We start from the raw sequence: 17831 nt of genomic DNA on the forward strand, positions 1-17831 counted from the left end.
TCTACTTTTGCGTACTGCCGCCGAGCGTCGCAAGCAGCGCCTCGCGGGTGCGGGTCAGGCGGGCGGTCACGTCCGCAATCACATCGTCAGCGATATGCCTGTCGAGGTAACGCATTGCCTCTTCATAGGGCACGTAGCGGTAATCCTGAAGCTTGTCGGGTACCACGGGAAAACGTTGTTCCACCTCGGCGCGCGTCAGGTCTTTGTAGGCGACCACCTTGATGGCATAGCGATCATTGGGATTCGGCGATCCGCTGTTTTCCCATTGCCACCACTGCATGCCGAGAAGTTCATGGGCCATGGCCTGCGGACCGAAATCTTCATAGTCGAGCAGCAGCGTATCTTTTGCGGCTTGATCCGGCGTGGCGGCGCACGCGGCCAACAACAAGCAGGTTCCAAGTACGGTAACTGCTGTGCGCATGCGCTGTTTTATTGTTCGTTTTGCCATTGAGCTGTCCATGTTCCTCTGGAGTCGATCGCTTGAACTGAATTGATGGCTGAAGACGTCGCCGTCAGTCGCCGTGCATAGCCTGTTTGCTCGCTTGCAACCCGAGTTTGAGCGTCGGGTATCTCAGCGTGACCCCCAGTTCACTCAACATCTTGCGGTTGTCGAGCCGGCGGGATTCGCGCAGGTACGATAGCAGGCCGGCCGACAGGCGACCGTTCGCATCGGCCATGCTCACCATCGGCGGCCGCGGCAGGTCGAACAGGTCGGCCACGTTGTCGAAATAGTTGCGCATGTTGCCGGGTGTGCCGTCGCTGACGTTGTAGACCGCACCATCGCCGCCGTTCTTCATCGCGGCAGTGCACACCTCGACCAGGTCGTCGATATGGATCCGGTTGGTCCACGGCGCCTCGTCTTCGCCGATCATCGGCACCTGCTTGCGTAACCGATCCAGCGGCAGCTTGTCGGGGCCGTAGATGCCGGCGACGCGCAGGATCACGATCTCACCGTGGCCGGCGGCGTGCCAGGCGCGTAACTGCTGCTCGGCATCGAAGCGACGCTTGGCCCGGTCGACCTGGGGATTCGGCGCCCGCTGTTCGTCGACCCATTGGCCATCGCAGTCGCCATACACGCCGGTGGTGCTGATGTAGACGATGCGGTGTGCACTGTCGGTCGGCAGCGAGGCGAGAAAGCGCTGCATGCGCGGGTCGTTGTCGCCTGTCGGCGGTGGCGGCGCGAAATAGAAGACGTCGCGTTGGTTCCAGTCGCCATCGAACGTGGGCGTGCTGCTGTCGAGGTCGACAGCGCGTGCCTCGACACCGCCAGCCACCAGTTTTTCGGCGCTCGGAGCCGTCGCCACGAGGCAGAAAACGGCCTCCTCGCGTGTCCGCGCCAGCGCGGCAAGTCGCCTTCCGACATCGCCGCAACCGATGATTAGCATGAGCACCCCACGGTTTTAAAAGCCGTTGAAATCAAGGAGAATCGCAGAGTTTCGCACCCCCGCAAGCAGGAAACCATGACTTTTACCGTCAAGATCAGCAACAGCGGCCACAAGTTCGAGGCTGAGGAAAACGAAACGATCCTGGATGCTGCCATCCGGCAGGGCGTCGGTTTGCCGTATGGGTGCCGTAACGGTCGCTGTGGTGCGTGTGCCGCTGATCTTGAGTCGGGCGAGGTGAAGTATTACGGGCAGCCGCCGGCCCTGGAAACGGCCGGCGAGGGCAAATGCCTGCCGTGCCAGGGGTTCGCCGCGAGCGATCTGAGCATCGCCATTCGCGAGGCCGAGACGTCGGCCGACATCGAGGTCAAGATGATGCCTTGCCGGGTCCACGCGGTCGATCATCTGTCACATGACGTGGTGCGCCTGTTGCTGAAGTTGCCCGAGGGCCAGCGTCTGCAGTTTCTTGCCGGCCAGTACCTCGACTTCATGCTGGCCGATGGCCGCCGGCGCGCCTTCTCGATCGCCAACGCGCCGCACGATGACGAGTTCATCGAACTGCACATCCGCCATGTCGACGGTGGTCAGTTCACCGATTGGGTGTTCAACCAGATGAAAGAACGCGCCATCCTGCGTATCCAGGCGCCGCTCGGCAGCTTCACCCTGGACGACCAGTCTGATCGCCCGATGATCTTCATGGGTGGCGGTACCGGTTTCGCACCGCTGAAAGGCCAGATCGAACAGGCGTTCGAAGAAGGCATCACCCGCCCGATGGTGCTGTATTGGGGGGTGCGGTCGAAACGTGATCTGTATCTGCCCGATCTGCCCGAGCAATGGGCCCGCGAGCATGGCAACTTCCGCTATGTGCCGGTGTTATCCGAGCCGGATGACGACTGGCAGGGCCGGACCGGCTGGGTGCATGAGGCGGTGGCGGCCGACTTCGATGATCTGTCCGGCTATGACCTGTACATGGCCGGCCCACCGCCGATGGTGAATGCTGCACGCGACGCCTTCATGGCGGCCGGCATGCCGGCCGAGCAGATGCACTACGATTCGTTCGAATACGCTGCTGACAGTAACAAAGACGACGCCGGGAACTGACGTGCTACTCGTGGCCCCGTCAAGCTGACGGTTCGGGGTTGTGCTGCGCAACCTCGTGCGTCGATGGTTGCTGCGGTTGTTCATCGAGCATCGGCCGGTTGGCCTTGGTCTTGCCGATCTCCCGCGGCAACGCCACCGGGTCGGGACCGCCGGTGCCGGCCAGGCCGCGACGGTAGATGTCGATCGCCTTGTCCGGTTCGTTCATGTGCTCGAGCAGCTGGCCCAGTTCACGATAGGCCTGCGCCGGACCATTGCGGCCGATACAGGCTTCGAGATAGCCACGCGCCTTTCCCCACAGCTGCGCGCGCAGGCTCAATCGGCCAAGCGTGAGCAGCAGCGTCGGGTCGTCGGGATGCTCGGCCAGCAGTTTTTCCATATGCGACAATTGTTTGCCGGGCTCACTGGTTTCCAGTAAGCCATACGTCTCGACCAGCCCCGCGTCCCAGCGCTTGCGCAGTGCGTCGCGCAACAGCTGTTCGGCCTTGGCATCTTGCCCGGCCTCCTGCAGGTAGCCGGCGTAGTCACCGAGTATCTGAGGATCGTCACGCAGTCCTTTGGGTACGTCGGCCCAGGCAATGCTCAGGCGGCGTTCGTCTCCGGCCAGAAACGCCTGTTCGAGCAATGCCCGATGGGTGCGGATTTCGAGACGGTTCAGGTCGTCGTCTTCTTCGACCTTGCGCCGCTTGAGCTCCGGCAACAGTTCGCGCAGGTGTTCCCAGTCGCCGAGCTGTTCATACAGACGGCGTAGCAGGCGTAGTACGTAGTTGTGCTTCGGCGCGACACTGCGCAAGTGTTTGAGGGTTGCCAGCGCCTGTTCCAACTGATGGTCGGCGAGCTGCAACTCGGCCTGGGTCAGGCTGACTGCGACGTCGGCCGACGGCATGCATTCATGTGCCAGGCGGATGTAACCATCGCGCCGGTCGTGCGCGCCCTGCAATTGGGCGGCGCGCGCTGCAGCCAGGTAGTTGAGCAGCGGTGTCTCTGAACGATCGGCGAAGCGCACCAGGCGGCGCTCGGCGTTGCGCCAGTTGCCTTCGGACATCTCGAGCAGCCCACGCGTCATGGCCTGTTGCGCCATACGCGAGCCGCGTTTCTGCTTCCATTTCTGGACATCGCGCGGCAGATGCAGCGTACGCACCATCAGGCGGATACCGAAATAGGTCGCAACAAACAAGGCTGCGATAAGCATCAACAACAAAGCCAAGCTCATCTCGATCGTGTAGTTGCCGACAGACATCAACACGTAGCCGCTGTCGCGGCTCAGGATCACGCCGATCCCGGCTCCGGCCAGCACGAACAGCCAGACTTTGAGCAGCGCTCTCATTGCTCAGCCACTCCGCTCGGCGCGACATCTTCCATCAGCTTCTTGCGCACCTGCAGGGTGCGCAGCGACTGGCTGATATCCGGCAGCTCGGGACGGATCTGCACATCGCGCATCTGGGCAATCGCCTCGCCGATCGCCTTGGTGGTACCGTCTTCGGGGTTGAAATACTTGTTCAACCATTCGCCTGCGGTGGCCAGGTTGTCGTGAAACAGCGCCTGATCGTTGCGCGCCAAGCCGAGGCGGGCCGCTTCCATCTGGAGTTTCAGATTTTCGTACAGGAAGAACTGATGCTCGGGCGCCAACATGGCCTGCACCGGTTGATCGCGCTCGTGGATACGCACCGAATCCTTCAGGCCACCCCATAGGTCGTCGAGCAGGGTATCCCAGCTGCGCTCGCTAGGGTCGCGATCCGGGCGTTCCGGCAGCGTGCGCTCCGGTCCGATCGTCGCGCGTGCCAGCTGAAGTTGAGGAATCTGCTCGATCAAGGCCGACAGGCGGGCCGACATGCCGGCCTCGTCTGGTGCCTCGAACGCACTCAGCTTGGCGATATCGCGCGCGATCTGCTCGCGCACGCCGGTCCAGCCGGGATCGTTGGTATCACGCAGGCGCTGGTCGGCCAGTTCGAGAGCGAGGCGCGCCGTTTTGGTATCGCGTGCGAGACTCAGGCGATGGCTGGCGATGCGCAACAGGTATTCGGCCTCGGCGATCATCCATTGCGTGCCCGAGCGACCGACCCGGCGATGGACATCGGCGACAGCGGCGCGCAGCTCGGCTTCGCGTTCTTGCAGACGCACGTTCTCGTCGGCGAGTTTTTGCTCCTGCTGTTTGAAGGCATCGCGCGCCTGCTGCACGGCATCTTGCTGCTGCGACAACACCTGCTGCTGTTCGCCGAGCACGCCTTCTTGTGCGCGCAGTGTTTCGGTGGCGTTGCCCAGGGCGTTGTTGAGCTGGGTTTGTTGCTCGCGGGCCTGCTCGACGCGCACATTCATCGCGGCTAGTTCTTCGCGCAATTGCTTGGTGTATTCGTAGCCGTACCAGCCGGCGCCGGCCACAGACAGCAACGCGATGATGGCGATGACCAACGGCAGGATGTTGCTACCGGACTTTTCCTGACCGGTCTCCGTGGGCGTTTGCGCCTGCGGCTCGTTGTCTGCGTCGATGGCGTGTTCGTCTGGCGCCGGCGTTGCGTCTTCCGGTTCAACGTCGATTATGACGCCCGGTTTCGGATCTTCTTCACTCATCAGGGATTGGTTACCGGATTGCGTTGAGCAGCTCTGTTTCGGTTAGCGTGTCGATAGTAACAAGACTGGCGGTGATCGCTAAATCGGGATGGTTTTTTTGGGAACCGGGGGCCGGACGAACGGCGATCAGGACTGCCACCTGCGCGCATTCAATTTAAATCGGCTTCAACCTCGCACAGGGTCGCCAGTACGTCGGCGTCGCGCGCGGATGAGGCCACGTAGACGACTTCGCAACCAAGCTCCACCGCATGCTCGGCCATGCGCTGGCTGACCACCACCAACGGTGTGCCACGGATCAGGGCGGCGCCTGGTTCGCCCAGCAAGGTGAACAGGTTGTCGAGGATCGCATTGCTGGTCGCGCTGACGGCATCGACCAGACGTTCCCAGTTTTGCACCAGGTTGTTTGTGCCGGCAGGGCGCTGCGGCACCTGGCGGCGATAGACGTCGACTTGCTGGACCAGCGCGCCGCGCTCGACCAGGGTGTCATACAGCAGTTCGCGCCCACCTTCACCACGCAGGATGTACACGGTTTTACCCGCTACGTTCTGTAGCGAGGGCAGCGCCAGCAATCCCTCGCTGTCCATGCGATCGGGGGTCAGCGTGGGGTCGAGCCCGGCGTCCGTCAGCGCCCGGGCGGTCGCACTGCCGACGGCGGCGATGTCGACATCGACCGGCAGCTGCTCCGGCAGAAGTGGAAACGCATATTGCACGGCGTTGGCGCTGATGAAGATCAACAGGTCTGCCCGGCTGGCTCCCGTCAGCTGTGTGCGCGCCTCGCGCTTGTCGCGTGGCCCGAGGATCTCGAGCGTGGGGAAACGCACCGGTCTGCCGCGTGACCCTTCGATCGCACTGCACAGGCCTTCGGACTGGTGTGCCGGCCGCGTGACCAGCACGCTCAGGCCGCCGAGATCACAGGGTGATGCAGACTGGCTCAACGCGATCAGTGCTCGGCATACAGCTCAGCGAGAATCTTGGCGGCGCCATGCGCGAGCAGTTCCTCGGCCAGCGCTGTACCGAGTTGTTCGGCGTCTGCTTCGGGGCCCGTGATCTCGGCGCGCACGATCTCGCTACCGTCGACGGTGCCCACCAGGCCGCGCAGAAACAGTTGGTCGCCGTCGAGCGTGGCGTGCCCGCCGATCGGCACCTGGCAGCCACCTTCGAGCCGGTGATTCATCGCGCGTTCGGCACGTACCCGCGCTGCGGTCGGTGCATGGTGCAACGGCGCCAGCAGCGAATTGATACGGTCATCGTCGCTGCGGCATTCGATGCCGATCGCGCCTTGCCCGATCGCCGGCAGGCTGTGTTCGGTATCGATGAAACTACGGATGCGTTCGGCCAGGCCGAGGCGCAGCAATCCGGCGGCGGCGAGGATGATGGCATCGTATTCGCCATCGTCGAGTTTCTTGAGGCGGGTGTTGACGTTGCCGCGCAACGGGATGATCTCGAGGTCGGGCCGCTGGTCGGCAAGCTGGCACTGGCGTCTGAGGCTGGACGTACCGACGCGTGCGCCTTCGGGCAGGGCGACCAGGCTGGCATGGTGATTCGAAACGAAGGCGTCACGTGGGTCTTCGCGTTCGAGGATGACCGCCAGGTGCAGGCCATCGGGCAGCTCGACCGGCACGTCTTTCATCGAGTGCACGGCAATGTCTGCGTCGCCTTCGAGCATGCGTTGCTCCAACTCTTTGACGAACAGACCTTTGCCGCCGATTTTGGCCAGCGGCGTGTCCAGAATCTTGTCGCCCTGTGTACTCATACCGAGCAATTCCACTTCCAGGCCGGGATGGGCTTTGCGCAACGCGTCGGCGACGTGTTCCGCCTGCCACATGGCCAGGGGGGATTTGCGGGTAGCGATGCGAATGGGCGCTTCGGACATGTCGGTGTTTACCGCCGGCTGACGAGGGAGGCGCTAATGCTAATGGCTCGCGGCGCGTCTGACAAAGCGTAGTTGCGGCCCGGGTTACAATCGGTCATCTGAAAATTACGGAGATTTCGCGATGAGGAAGTTGTTGCCGGCGCTGTGCCTGCTGATGGTGTCGTTGGGTGTACATGCGGCCGCGCCGGGGGTCATGCGTTTCGACGCCAAGGCGCCGTTGAGCAAGACCTATCCGGCGGTGTACGCGGCGCTGGAAGAGGCGCGCTTCTGGGTGGTATTCGAAGCGGACGTCGGTGGTGGCATGGCTGGCCTTGCCGAACGCTGGGGCGACGACTACAACCGCAATGCGCTCGACGCGATCAAGAGTATCGTCGTCTGCAATGCCTGGTATGCCAATCAAGTGAGTAACGCCGACCCCGACCTGTTGGCGCTGTGCCCGATACGCGTGAGTTTGGTCGAAAAAGACGGCATCACGCGGGTGCTGTTCGCCCGGCCGACCCTGGTTGCCGAGGGCAGCCCGGCCATCGGTATCGTCAAAGAGATCGAGGATGTGATCGCCAAGGCGCTGCAGTCCGCTGTCAGCAAAGCGGAGAAGGATTGAAGTATGAGCGAAGCACAGACCTTTAATTGCGATCTGGAAGACTTCGAAGACAAGGTGTTGGCGGCATCGGCGGCGACCCCGATCCTGGTCGATTTCTGGGCAGACTGGTGTGCACCGTGCCATGCCATCGCGCCGCACCTCAAGACCGTGATCGAAGGGTTGGATGGTGCCGTCAGGCTGTGCAAGGTCGAGGTCGATGAGGGCGACAACATGAAACTGGCGGGCCGCTACCGTCTACGTGGCTTTCCGACCGTTATCCTGTTCCAGCACGGCGAGGAACGCGGACGTTTCAGCGGCGCGCGTGCATCGCACTGGATCCGCGAGTGGATCGACGAGCATCTGAACGTATAGAGAATTAAATTCTTAAGCGACTAAGGTTTCGGCGCGAGGGGACGCTAATTCACCTAGCGATGGCCTGGAGCATTTTGCGAGCTTTGCTCCAGGTTGGTCCTCCTCCGGCGCTCGAATGCGCATTCGTAACCCACCCGCACAACGGGTGGGTATTTTTTTGTCTGCTTTCTGGGCCAAGGAAAAAAGGGCGCCAGGGGCGCCCAGTCAGCTGCGTAGCGTTCGACGATCAGGAAAGCGACGGATCGAGTTCGCTGCTGCCGATCGACAGCTGGTACTCAAATGCGCTCGGTCCGTTCGATACGTGAGTGTCGCCGCGCTGGATGTTCAGCGTTGAGAACAGGTCGTCCGATCCGATGCTGCGCTGATAGCTGAACTCGGCCGACGAGGCGGCGGTATGCGTTACCTGGTCGGTGACCAGCGTCGAGAACAGTTCCGGTGCGCCGACGGCTTTTTCGTAATCGAAAGAGCTTGCCTGGGCGAGGCCGGTCGATGCGAGCAGGGCGATAGCGATAAAGTGTTTCATGGGTGTCTCCTGAAGTTGGGTCAATGTTTGGAACGTGTTGTGCGTTCTTGCCCCTAAAGACCCGGGCACCCACGAAAACTTTTCAATCCATTTTCACTTCTTTTTCGGCGAGCCAATCGCGTGGCTGCAGGAACACCTCGTACAGTTCGGCTTCTGCCGATCCTGGCTCGGGTTGCCAATCGTACCGCCAGGTAACCAGTGGCGGCAGGGACATCAGGATAGATTCTGTGCGCCCACCGGTCTGCAGTCCGAAGATGGTGCCGCGATCGTAGACCAGGTTGAACTCCACGTAGCGGCCGCGTCGATAGAGTTGAAACTCGCGTTCGTGCTCGCCGTAGGCGTGTTTGCACCGGCGTTGAACGATCGGCAGATAGGCGGGGATGTAGTGATCGCCGACGCTGCGCATAAAGGCAAAGGATTGCTCGAATCCCCATTCGTTCAGATCGTCGAAAAACAATCCGCCGATACCGCGTGGTTCGTTGCGGTGCTTGAGAAAGAAATAGTCGTCGCACCACTTCTTAAAACGCGGATAGACCTCTTCGCCAAACGGGTCGCATGCGGCTTTGGCCGTTTCGTGCCAGTGTCGGGCGTCGTCACGATTGCCGTAGTAAGGCGTCAGGTCGAATCCGCCGCCAAACCACCAGACAGGGTCGGCATCCGCTTTTTCGGCAACGAAGAAACGCACGTTGGCATGCGAGGTCGGCACGTAGGGATTGCGTGGGTGGATGACCAGCGACACGCCCATGGCTTGGAAGCTGCGTCCGGCGAGTTCCGGTCGTTGCGCAGTGGCCGAAGGCGGCAGGCCGTCGCCGAACACATGCGAGAAGTTGACGCCCGCTTTTTCGAACAGATTGCCGCCTTCGAGCACGCGCGATCGGCCACCGCCACCACCGGGTCGTTCCCAGCTGTCTTCGCGAAAAGCCTCGCCATCTTCGCTGCCTAGGGCATCGCAGATGCGGGTTTGCAGATCGAGCAGGTAGCTTTTGACGGCTTCGATATCGGGCGTATCGGGCATAGTGATCGTCGGGCAAGTGGAAAGCTTGACGGCATTTGACCAGAACCGCGCCTGCTGTCACAAGCGGCGTTCAGCTTTTCTCCTGCTGTTGGTCAGCCGGATGTTCGGCGGCGGCAAGGTTTTCGACTACGGTGAGTTCGGTGCCTTCGAGCACGGCCAGATCGTTGCGTTTGCGTTTGGCGCGATACAGTTGTTGATCGGCCTGTTGGTACATGACTTGGGGGCGAAGGGCGTGGCTGTCGCTGGCCACCACGGCACCGATCGAGACTGTCAGTACATTGCTGACGCCGGTATTGCCGGCATGCACCAGACCCAATGCCTCGACGTTGCTGCGAACGGTTTCCAACAGTTTGGAGGAGCGTTCGACATCGAGGCCGATGAACAACAAAGCGAATTCTTCACCACCGAGCCGGAATGCATGGTCGTCCGGCCGGCGCATGGCAGAGGTCAATACGTCGGCAACCTGGGTCAGTGCGTAGTCGCCCTGCGGATGGCCGTACAGATCATTGAACGCTTTGAAATTGTCGACATCGATCACCGCCAGGGTCAGGTTGCAGCGATCGCGCCTTGCCCGACGCACGAGGTACTCAATCCGCTCATCATAGGCCCGCCTGTTGGGCAGGTCGGTGAGCTTGTCGATGCGCGACAATTCCTCGATCCGCACTTTTTCCGTAATGTCTTCGTACAGCAGCATGAATTCCTGAACATTCAGGTGTTCATCGTGAACCGGGTGTGCCTCGAGCGAGAAAAACTTGGCGGCGATATCGGCATCGGCAGATTGGGCGCGGCCGAACCAGTTACGTCCGCTGCCACCGAAGTCGATAATGTCTTGCACCGACGGCGCATCTTCGCCGACCGGCAGTATGGCTTCTGCGCGCAGGCCCGGCAGCTTGCGCGGCGGTACGCTGAGCATGCGCGCCAACTGTCTGCTGGCGGTCTTGATCTGACCGGCGGTGTCCATGGTCGCCATGCCGATGTGCTCATCGATCAATTGCGATTGTCGCAATAGGGTTTGCTGGCTGCGGTGGAGGCGCATCATCGCCTTCTGCGTTATCCAGATCGACAACAGCAACACCAGTGCGAGCAACATGCCGAGCAGCAGAAAATAATTTTCGCGTCGTTCTGCTGCCTTGGCCTGGAACTCGCGGGCCTTGGCGACGGCGAAGTCCACGACATCCGTAGCCTGACGTTCCAGTGCCGCAGCCTGTTCTGCCTGTCTGCCTTGCGACAATGCTTTCGCCGCCTGGCGTTGGCCGGAGCGCACCAGGAAAATCACTTCGTCCCGTGAACTTCGCCATTCGGTGAATGCATCGTGAAAGGCGTGGATCTGCTCAGGATTGCCGAGAAAACGGTCGAAGACCGTATCGAACTCGCGCAACACCTCGATATCACGATCACTGATGGTGCGCGCTTGCTTCAGGATGTTTTCATCCGATTCGAGCTGAATGATGTCTTTCATCATGCCGCGCATGGAGGCGAGATGGATGCGGATGTTCTTGACTGCGTTGCTGACCGCAAACGGATGTCGATACAGTCGTTCGACATCACGATTGAGGTCGAAGACCGCATAAATGGCAGACAGGCCCATCCCGAGGAACAGAGCGATAATCAAACTGATCGCTGAATACAACGTCCTGTTGTCTTGTCGCATACCCATGCGGCTCACCTAAAATCGACCGCTATCGGATCTGCGGCGTTGTAGAACCAGTGTAGACGTCGCAGCCCGCGTCGGCTGTCAAACTCCGTGGAGATTCGCGAAAATTGGCGTCCTTCGAGAACGCCGGGATTGTCTAAGCAGGTCTGACGGTGCGTCCCGTCGCCGCGTCGCGAATCTCGGTCGGGCGTGCCCGCCCACCGGTCTTGCCGTTCAGGATCGCATCGATGCCTGGGCATCGGCGTCTTGCCTGCAGTGCGGTGCGCGCCGGGGGTCTGCCGCTGGCATTGGCGCTGGTCGATACGATCGGACCGCCAAAGGCATCGCAAAGGGCAGCGGCGACGGGATGTGCCGTTACGCGAACCGCGATGGTTGTGTGTTCGCCACGCAACCACTTTGGTGTTTCGGGCCGGGTCGGCAGCAACCAGGTCACAGGGCCGGGCCAGGTCGCCTCCAGTTCGGCGCGCAACACGGTACTCGGTATCGAAACGAAGGGCAGTAGCTGGCTGATATCGCTGGCGATCAGGATCAGGCCTTTCTCGACGGGACGTTGTTTGATTGCCAGCAGTCGATAGACCGCGCGCCGATTCAGCGGGTCGCAACCCAAGCCGAATACGGCCTCGGTGGGGTAGGCGATGACCGCGCCCTCGCGCAGCAGGCGAGCGGCGAGTCGCAGGCGAAAATGATCGGGGCGATCAGTCATCGGTCGTCGGCTGACCTGCCGGCCGCTGCAACTCTTACACGTCGATCAGCTATCGCTGGGCGTGTCGGCCGGTGCTTCATAGCTTTCGGCAAAGGAGCAGTCCTGCTGTGGACAGACTTTTTGCGTACCACTGCGCTTGGTTGTCTTGATCGTCAGGATCGGCCAACCGCAGCTTGGGCAGTTTTCCGCCACCGGTTCGTTCCATACCGCGTAGTCACACTTCGGGTAGGTGGAGCAGGAATAGAAGATCTTGCCGCGGCGTGACTTGCGTTGCATCAGCGTGCCTTTGTGGCACTTGGGGCACTTCACGCCGGTGTCTTTCGGCTTTTCGAGAGGTTCGATGAAGCGGCACTTGGGGTAGCCGGAACAGCCGATGAACTTGCCGTATCGTCCCTGCTTGAACACCAGCTCGCTGCCGCACTCTGGGCAATCGCGCCCGACCTTTTCGGGTTCGGCCGAGGCCGAGCCGTCGTCATCCAGGTTGCGCGTGTAGTCGCATTCGGGATAGTTCGTGCAACCGATGAAGCGACCGTTGCGGCCCAGCCGGATCGCCAGTTGGCCGTCGCATTTCGGGCATTTCTCGTCGATCTTTTCCTGGGTGACGTCCGAGCGCTGGACGTTTTCTTGGGTATGGTCGATGCGGTCTTTGAACGGCTGCCAGAATTTCTCCAGCAGCGGAATCCACTCTTCCTCGCCGCGCGATACGGCATCCAACTCGTCTTCAAGGCGGGCGGTGAAGTCGTAGTCGACGTATTGCGTGAAATAGTTGGTCAGGAACTTATTTACCACACGACCGACGTCGGTCGGGATGAAGCGTTTCTTGTCCATCTCGACGTATTCGCGATCTTGCAGCGTCGAAATGATCGAGGCGTAGGTCGAGGGGCGGCCGATACCGAACTCCTCGAGCGCCTTGACCAGGCTGGCCTCGCTGTAGCGCGGTGGCGGCTCGGTGAAGTGCTGTTCGGGCCGGATCTTGTTCAGCGAGACCTTCTCGCCTTCGCTCAGCGGCGGCAGCATCTTTTCGTCGTCTTCACCCGGCTTGGCGTCGTCGGTGCCTTCTAGGTAGACCTGGATGAAGCCCGGGCTGGCGATGGTAGAGCCATTGGCGCGGAACACGTTGCCGTCGCCTGCGCCCAGGTCGGCGGCGACAGTGTCGATGGTCGCATGGATCATCTGGCAGGCCACGGTTCGCTTCCAGATCAGGCTGTAGAGCTTGAGCTGGTCCTTATCGAGGTGCTTAGCGATCTCGTCGGGCACGTTCAAGGCAGACGTCGGGCGGATTGCCTCGTGCGCCTCTTGCGCATTCTTGGCCTTGGTCTTGAACTGGCGTGGTGCCTTTGGCAATTGGTCTTTGCCGTACTTGTCGCCGATAAAGCCGCGCAGCTCAGCGACGGCCTCGTCTGCGAGGTTGACCGAGTCGGTACGCATATAGGTAATCAGGCCGACCGCGCCGCTGCCGATATCTACGCCCTCGTACAGTTGCTGCGCGATGCGCATCGTGCGCTGCGCGGTGAAGCCGAGCTTGCGCGAGGCCTCCTGTTGTAGCGTCGAGGTCGTGAACGGCGCCGCCGGGTTGCGCTTGCGCTGCTTCTTTTCGACCTTGAGGACATCGAGCTTGCCACCGGCCGCCGCGTGCAGCGCGGTTTCGATCTCGGTGGCGCGGTCGCCGTTGGTGACGGAAAACTGGGACAGCTTCTCGTTGGCGAAATGGGTCAGCTTGGCGCTGAACGCCTGGCCGTCTTTCTCGGTGTCGGCCTCGATGGTCCAGTATTCGCGGGCCTTGAAGGCCTCGATTTCTTCTTCGCGTTCGCAGATCAGGCGCAATGCCGGGCTCTGCACGCGACCGGCCGACAGGCCGCGGCGGACCTTCTTCCACAGCAGCGGCGACAGGTTGAAACCGACCAGGTAGTCGAGCGCGCGCCGTGCCTGCTGCGCGTTGACCAGGTCCATCGACAGTTCGCGCGGATGGGCCACGGCGTCCTGCACGGCCTTCTTGGTGATCTCGTTGAACACCACGCGGTGGACCGGTTTGTCCTTGAGCGCGCGCTTGGTCTTGAGCAGTTCGTACAGATGCCAGGAGATGGCCTCGCCCTCGCGGTCCGGGTCGGTTGCGAGGTACAGGGCATCGGAGTTTTTCAGCTTGGTCGTGATCGCCTTGACATGCTTGTCGTTGCGGTCGATCACCTGGTACTTCATGGCGAACTCGTTGGCAGGGTCGACCGCGCCCTCTTTGGGCACCAGGTCGCGCACGTGGCCGTACGAGGCCAGGACCTCGAAGTCCTTGCCAAGGTATTTCTTGATTGTCTTCGCTTTGGCCGGCGATTCGACAATTACCAGGTTCATCGTTGTAACTGCTCTGTCAAAAAAACCCGCACCTGGCGTCGGTACGGGTCGGGTGTTTTTCAACAAGGACCGGCGCGGGTTATGCCATTCTGAGCATGCGCAGGCCGACTTGCTTTTTTATACGGATAGCCGCCAAGCGGAAGTGATGTCAAGCGCGAATTGCCGCGCTTGACCAAATATGCGCCCCCGGCCACGGACCGGAAGCGTTAAGAAAATCAATGCAGATAAACGGGTTCGCCGTTGTAGACAAGCTCTTCCATCAGGGCGAACGCATTCTCCTGACCCGGTTGGTTCAGCAGGACCAGGAGCACGATCCATTTGACGTCATCCGCGGTCAGCTCTTCGGTTTCCAGCGCCATGGCCCGCTCGATGACCAGCTCGCGGCTCATCGGGTCGAGGATGCCGGTCTGCTCCAGGTACAGCAGCATGCCCTGGATCTCGAGATCCATGCGCTGCTGCTCGCGCTCGCTGTAAATGCGCATCGAGCGGTTGGGCTGCGCGTCACCGTACGCCAGCGACCCCTGCCGCCACGCCAGCTCGTCGAGCCAGTTGAACGCTTTTTTGATCTCGCCTTGCGGGAATCCAGCCTGGACCAGTTCTTCTTCCAGCATGATCTGATCGGTCGGAACGGACTCCTCAGCATCCATGTAGTTCTCGTAGATATAGATCAGGACGTCGATGACGTTTTCGTTCACGGCAATCTTCCTGGCGGAGAAAGGGGGGCCTCGGAGGACGACGGACTGTGTCCCGTGTTTGGGCCGATTAGGGCAGGGTTAGGGTTCACTCAGCGCTATTTCCAATACGTGTGAACAATCCACCTGCGGCCGATGATACATGACCTTGCAGTTCGAGCAACAGCAGGATCGATGACACCTCGGCCGCGGGGAAGCCGGTTCGCGCCACCAACTCATCCGTTGTCGTGGGATCATAGCCCATGGCGTCCAGAATGACCTGATGTTGGGGATCAATATTCCCAGTTTTTTCAGGGAATTGCAGCTCGTTCTGCGGTGCCGGCACAAAGCCCTCGCCGAGCAGCGGAGCGAGCTCTTCGAGCACGTGATCCGCGGTTTCTACAAGCTTTGCGCCATCGCGGATCAGGGCGTGGCAGCCGCGCGCCAGGGGGTTATGGATGGAGCCGGGAATGGCGAAGATTTCGCGTCCGGCCTCGCCCGCGAGGCGGGCGGTGATCAGCGAGCCACTCTTGAGGGCGGCCTCGACCACCAGGGTGCCCAGGCTGAGACCGGCAAGGATCCGGTTGCGGCGCGGGAAGTTGCCCGGCAGTGGGGCGGTGCCGGTCGGAAACTCCGATACCAGCAAGCCGTTCATTGCTATCTGATGGGCGAGCGAGCGGTTTTTGGCTGGGTAGACGCGGTCCAGCCCCGTCCCGGTCACCGCCAGTGTCAGGCCGTCCGCATCGAGGGCCCCCTGGTGGGCGGCGGCATCGATGCCCATCGCCAGTCCGCTGGCGATAACCAGTCCCGCTCCGGCCAGGTGCTCGGCGAACTCGCGTGCAGCCCGTGCGCCACCGGTGCTCGGGTTGCGGCTGCCGACGACGGCGAGTTGGGGCAGGGGCAACAGGTCGGGGTCGCCATGCAGGAACAACAGCGAAGGCGGATTGGCCAGCTGGCGCAGACGGTCCGGATAGTCTCGATCGGTAATCCGCAGCAGATGGTTGCGCGGCTGCTCGAGCCACGCCATGTCGGCCTCTGCCCCCTGCCAATCGGGCTCACGCAGGTAGTCGGCCAGTGACGGCGGTAGCGATGGGGGTGGATGGTCGATCAGTTGCCGGGCGGGTATGCCGTCGGCAAGCAGTGGGTTCAGGGTTTGGCAGCCAATGCCTGGTGCGCGCAGCAGCACGCACCAGGCGGCCAGTTCATCGTTGGGGGTTGAGTCCATTCAACCTCGCTTTGGGTCAGGAGTCAGGGATTGCGGACCTTGTCATTGACGTGCATGACGCGGGTTGCGTGCATGATAAGTCCGAAGCTGACCCGTTCGAAAGTACGGAACACCATCATCAGGCCGGCTTCCTCGTCCGGCAGTTGCACGGTGTCGCGCGAATCCGGCGTTACCACGTCGCGGATCTCTTCGCCCTTCTGGTCGACGCGCAGCACGGTACCGGCCGCGATGCCGTCGGCTTCACCGCGGTCGATGACCACGATGTTGTACTGGCCGATCTGGCTGACGCCATTCATCACGGAGATGATGCTGCCTTCGACCGGAGCGATCGGGGCGTGCGGGGTGAAGTTGACCGAGGCGCGTTCCTCACCGGCCGGCATCAGCCGATCGCCGATCACCGCCTCGAGTTCGGTCGAGTTGATGAATACGGTGGCTGGATCGCCGGTGCGGTGCAGTTCCGAGGTGCCGATGTAAACCGCCTCGTAGCCCAGAATTTCACCGGTTTCAGCGTCCTTGTACGGGCCACCGGGACGCACGATTTCGTACTTGGTCGGCTGATCCTGCTCGATGGCGCGGACATAGGCCTTCTGGCCGGCACCGCCGAGAATGTGCTCGTCGGCGAAGTCGACGATGTAAGGCGCGGTGTCGAGCTGGTTTTCGTCCATCACGTACGGGCGGGTCAGGAACGGACCGATTGCGTCGATCGGCACGGTCGGTATGGCGCCGTCCCACGGCGTTGAACGCACCCGCGGCGACAGCTTCAGCGGTCCGCGGCGCAGGCGCAGTTGCGGCTTGCCGTCGATGTAGACCAATTCGAGCACATCACCGGGATAGATCAGATGCGGATTGGCGATCTGCTGGTTGACGTGCCAGATCTCCGGCCAGCGCCATGGGCTACGCAAAAAGCGCCCTGAGATGTCCCAGAGCGTGTCGCCCTTGACGACGGTGTAGTGATCGGGGTGGTCGGCTTTCAGCAGATCCTCTGCCATTGCGATGGGCATCGTGAGAGCACACGACAACAGCAGAATCAAACTTTTACAGGCTTTAAACATGGAATTCCCTTGGCGCAATGGCGACTTCTGGACGGTCAAAAAGATTCGATTGCGGTATTATTTACGGCCTGGATGCCCTCACTCTTTAGGGTGATTGATCCCAAACCGTGATTTTCCGGCGAAATTCTAGCCTATACAGCTGTCTAGAAGTCATTTTTGAGCCCTAACTATAGAACGCGAGAGAGAACATGGCGATCCTCGATATCCTGCACTTTCCGGATGCCCGTCTGCGCAATGTCGCCAAACCGGTGACCGAGGTGGACGACTCGGTGCGCAAACTGATCGACGACATGTTCGAGACGATGTACGACGCGCCAGGCATCGGTCTGGCAGCCATCCAGGTTAACGATCCGCGCCGAGTGATCGTCGTCGACACATCCGAGGAGCGCAACGCCCCGCTCGCGCTGGTGAATCCGCAAATCGTTGAAAAACAAGGCGAAGAAGAGATGGACGAGGGCTGCCTATCGGTGCCGGGCGTGTATGAGACGGTACAGCGGGCCGAGAAGGTGCGGGTACGCGCCCTCGACCGGGACGGCAAGCAGTTCGAGATGGATGTCGACGGCCTGTTGGCGGTCTGCATTCAGCATGAGATCGACCACCTCGACGGCAAACTTTTTGTTGACTACCTGTCCAACCTGAAGCGCCAGCGGATTCGCAAGAAGCTGGAAAAAGAGGCTCGCCAGTCCGGCGAAAAGCCGCAAAAGCGACGCGCGATCTAGTCTTCGGCATCTCCGGCGACACCAGGCCGGGCCGTCCTGCCCGACATGTGAAC

At 61.3% G+C, this 17831-nt stretch carries 18 protein-coding genes; 4 read left to right on the plus strand and 14 right to left on the minus strand.

Annotation, left to right across the window (positions count from 1 at the left end; all coding sequences use genetic code 11):
- Position 1: 1 nt before the first annotated feature.
- On the minus strand, positions 2-421 hold the full coding sequence (locus B1781_RS00750; RefSeq protein WP_164513198.1) for a hypothetical protein: 420 nt from the start codon (positions 419-421) through the stop codon (positions 2-4).
- A gap of 91 nt (positions 422-512) precedes the next feature.
- A complete protein-coding gene (locus tag B1781_RS00755) occupies positions 513-1385 on the minus strand; it encodes an SDR family oxidoreductase (RefSeq protein ID WP_078117851.1) in 873 nt (290 codons plus the stop codon).
- 75 nt (positions 1386-1460) lie between these two features.
- Here B1781_RS00755 and B1781_RS00760 point away from each other — a divergent pair, with 75 nt between their 5' ends.
- Positions 1461-2483: a CDP-6-deoxy-delta-3,4-glucoseen reductase gene (locus tag B1781_RS00760; protein ID WP_078117852.1), complete on the plus strand. Its 1023-nt coding sequence runs from the start codon at positions 1461-1463 to the stop codon at positions 2481-2483.
- Positions 2484-2502: 19 nt separating this feature from the next.
- On the opposite strand, the gene B1781_RS00765 is transcribed toward B1781_RS00760, so the two are convergent.
- The 4 genes from B1781_RS00765 to hemC all read right to left on the minus strand — a co-directional run bounded on the left by B1781_RS00765 (position 2503) and on the right by hemC (position 6921).
- On the minus strand, positions 2503-3807 hold the full coding sequence (locus B1781_RS00765; RefSeq protein ID WP_078117853.1) for a heme biosynthesis HemY N-terminal domain-containing protein: 1305 nt from the start codon (positions 3805-3807) through the stop codon (positions 2503-2505).
- Positions 3804-5048, minus strand: a complete 1245-nt coding sequence (locus B1781_RS00770; protein WP_078117854.1) for a uroporphyrinogen-III C-methyltransferase — start codon at positions 5046-5048, stop codon at positions 3804-3806. The genes B1781_RS00765 and B1781_RS00770 overlap by 4 nt, the downstream gene beginning before the upstream one ends.
- A gap of 149 nt (positions 5049-5197) precedes the next feature.
- Entirely contained in the window at positions 5198-5983 is a 786-nt protein-coding gene (locus B1781_RS00775) for a uroporphyrinogen-III synthase (RefSeq protein ID WP_078117855.1), read from the minus strand.
- A 5-nt stretch (positions 5984-5988) separates the two neighbouring features.
- On the minus strand, positions 5989-6921 hold the full coding sequence (hemC, locus tag B1781_RS00780) for a hydroxymethylbilane synthase (protein WP_078117856.1): 933 nt from the start codon (positions 6919-6921) through the stop codon (positions 5989-5991).
- Between the two features lie 121 nt (positions 6922-7042).
- Here hemC and B1781_RS00785 point away from each other — a divergent pair, with 121 nt between their 5' ends.
- Together B1781_RS00785 and B1781_RS00790 are read left to right on the plus strand one after the other, a co-directional pair.
- Complete coding sequence (locus B1781_RS00785) at positions 7043-7522, plus strand: DUF302 domain-containing protein (RefSeq protein ID WP_078117857.1); 480 nt, start codon at positions 7043-7045, stop codon at positions 7520-7522.
- Positions 7523-7525: 3 nt separating this feature from the next.
- Entirely contained in the window at positions 7526-7873 is a 348-nt protein-coding gene (locus B1781_RS00790) for a thioredoxin family protein (RefSeq protein ID WP_078117858.1), read from the plus strand.
- A 226-nt stretch (positions 7874-8099) separates the two neighbouring features.
- Here B1781_RS00790 and B1781_RS00795 read toward each other — a convergent pair whose 3' ends face one another.
- The 8 genes from B1781_RS00795 to B1781_RS00830 all read right to left on the minus strand — a co-directional run bounded on the left by B1781_RS00795 (position 8100) and on the right by B1781_RS00830 (position 16996).
- Entirely contained in the window at positions 8100-8396 is a 297-nt protein-coding gene (locus B1781_RS00795) for a hypothetical protein (protein ID WP_078117859.1), read from the minus strand.
- 82 nt (positions 8397-8478) lie between these two features.
- Positions 8479-9411 (minus strand): oxygen-dependent coproporphyrinogen oxidase, encoded by a 933-nt coding sequence (hemF, locus tag B1781_RS00800; RefSeq protein ID WP_078117860.1) that lies wholly within the window; start codon positions 9409-9411, stop codon positions 8479-8481.
- Between the two features lie 70 nt (positions 9412-9481).
- Positions 9482-11068 carry a GGDEF domain-containing protein gene (locus B1781_RS00805; RefSeq protein ID WP_078117861.1) on the minus strand — a complete coding sequence of 529 codons (1587 nt, stop codon included), beginning with the start codon at positions 11066-11068 and terminating at the stop codon, positions 9482-9484.
- A gap of 133 nt (positions 11069-11201) precedes the next feature.
- Positions 11202-11768: an L-threonylcarbamoyladenylate synthase gene (locus B1781_RS00810; protein WP_078117862.1), complete on the minus strand. Its 567-nt coding sequence runs from the start codon at positions 11766-11768 to the stop codon at positions 11202-11204.
- A gap of 45 nt (positions 11769-11813) precedes the next feature.
- Positions 11814-14111 carry a type I DNA topoisomerase gene (topA, locus tag B1781_RS00815; protein WP_078117863.1) on the minus strand — a complete coding sequence of 766 codons (2298 nt, stop codon included), beginning with the start codon at positions 14109-14111 and terminating at the stop codon, positions 11814-11816.
- 215 nt (positions 14112-14326) lie between these two features.
- Positions 14327-14806: a DUF494 family protein gene (locus tag B1781_RS00820; RefSeq protein ID WP_078117864.1), complete on the minus strand. Its 480-nt coding sequence runs from the start codon at positions 14804-14806 to the stop codon at positions 14327-14329.
- Between the two features lie 85 nt (positions 14807-14891).
- Positions 14892-16007 (minus strand): DNA-processing protein DprA, encoded by a 1116-nt coding sequence (gene dprA / locus B1781_RS00825; protein ID WP_078117865.1) that lies wholly within the window; start codon positions 16005-16007, stop codon positions 14892-14894.
- A 23-nt stretch (positions 16008-16030) separates the two neighbouring features.
- Positions 16031-16996: a LysM peptidoglycan-binding domain-containing protein gene (locus B1781_RS00830; RefSeq protein ID WP_334223837.1), complete on the minus strand. Its 966-nt coding sequence runs from the start codon at positions 16994-16996 to the stop codon at positions 16031-16033.
- Positions 16997-17247: 251 nt separating this feature from the next.
- Here B1781_RS00830 and def point away from each other — a divergent pair, with 251 nt between their 5' ends.
- Entirely contained in the window at positions 17248-17778 is a 531-nt protein-coding gene (gene def, locus B1781_RS00835) for a peptide deformylase (RefSeq protein ID WP_078117867.1), read from the plus strand.
- Positions 17779-17831: the final 53 nt, after the last annotated feature.

The organism is Thiosocius teredinicola, from assembly GCF_002009425.1.
In the GTDB taxonomy this organism is placed as follows: Bacteria; Pseudomonadota; Gammaproteobacteria; order Chromatiales; family Chromatiaceae; genus Thiosocius; species Thiosocius teredinicola.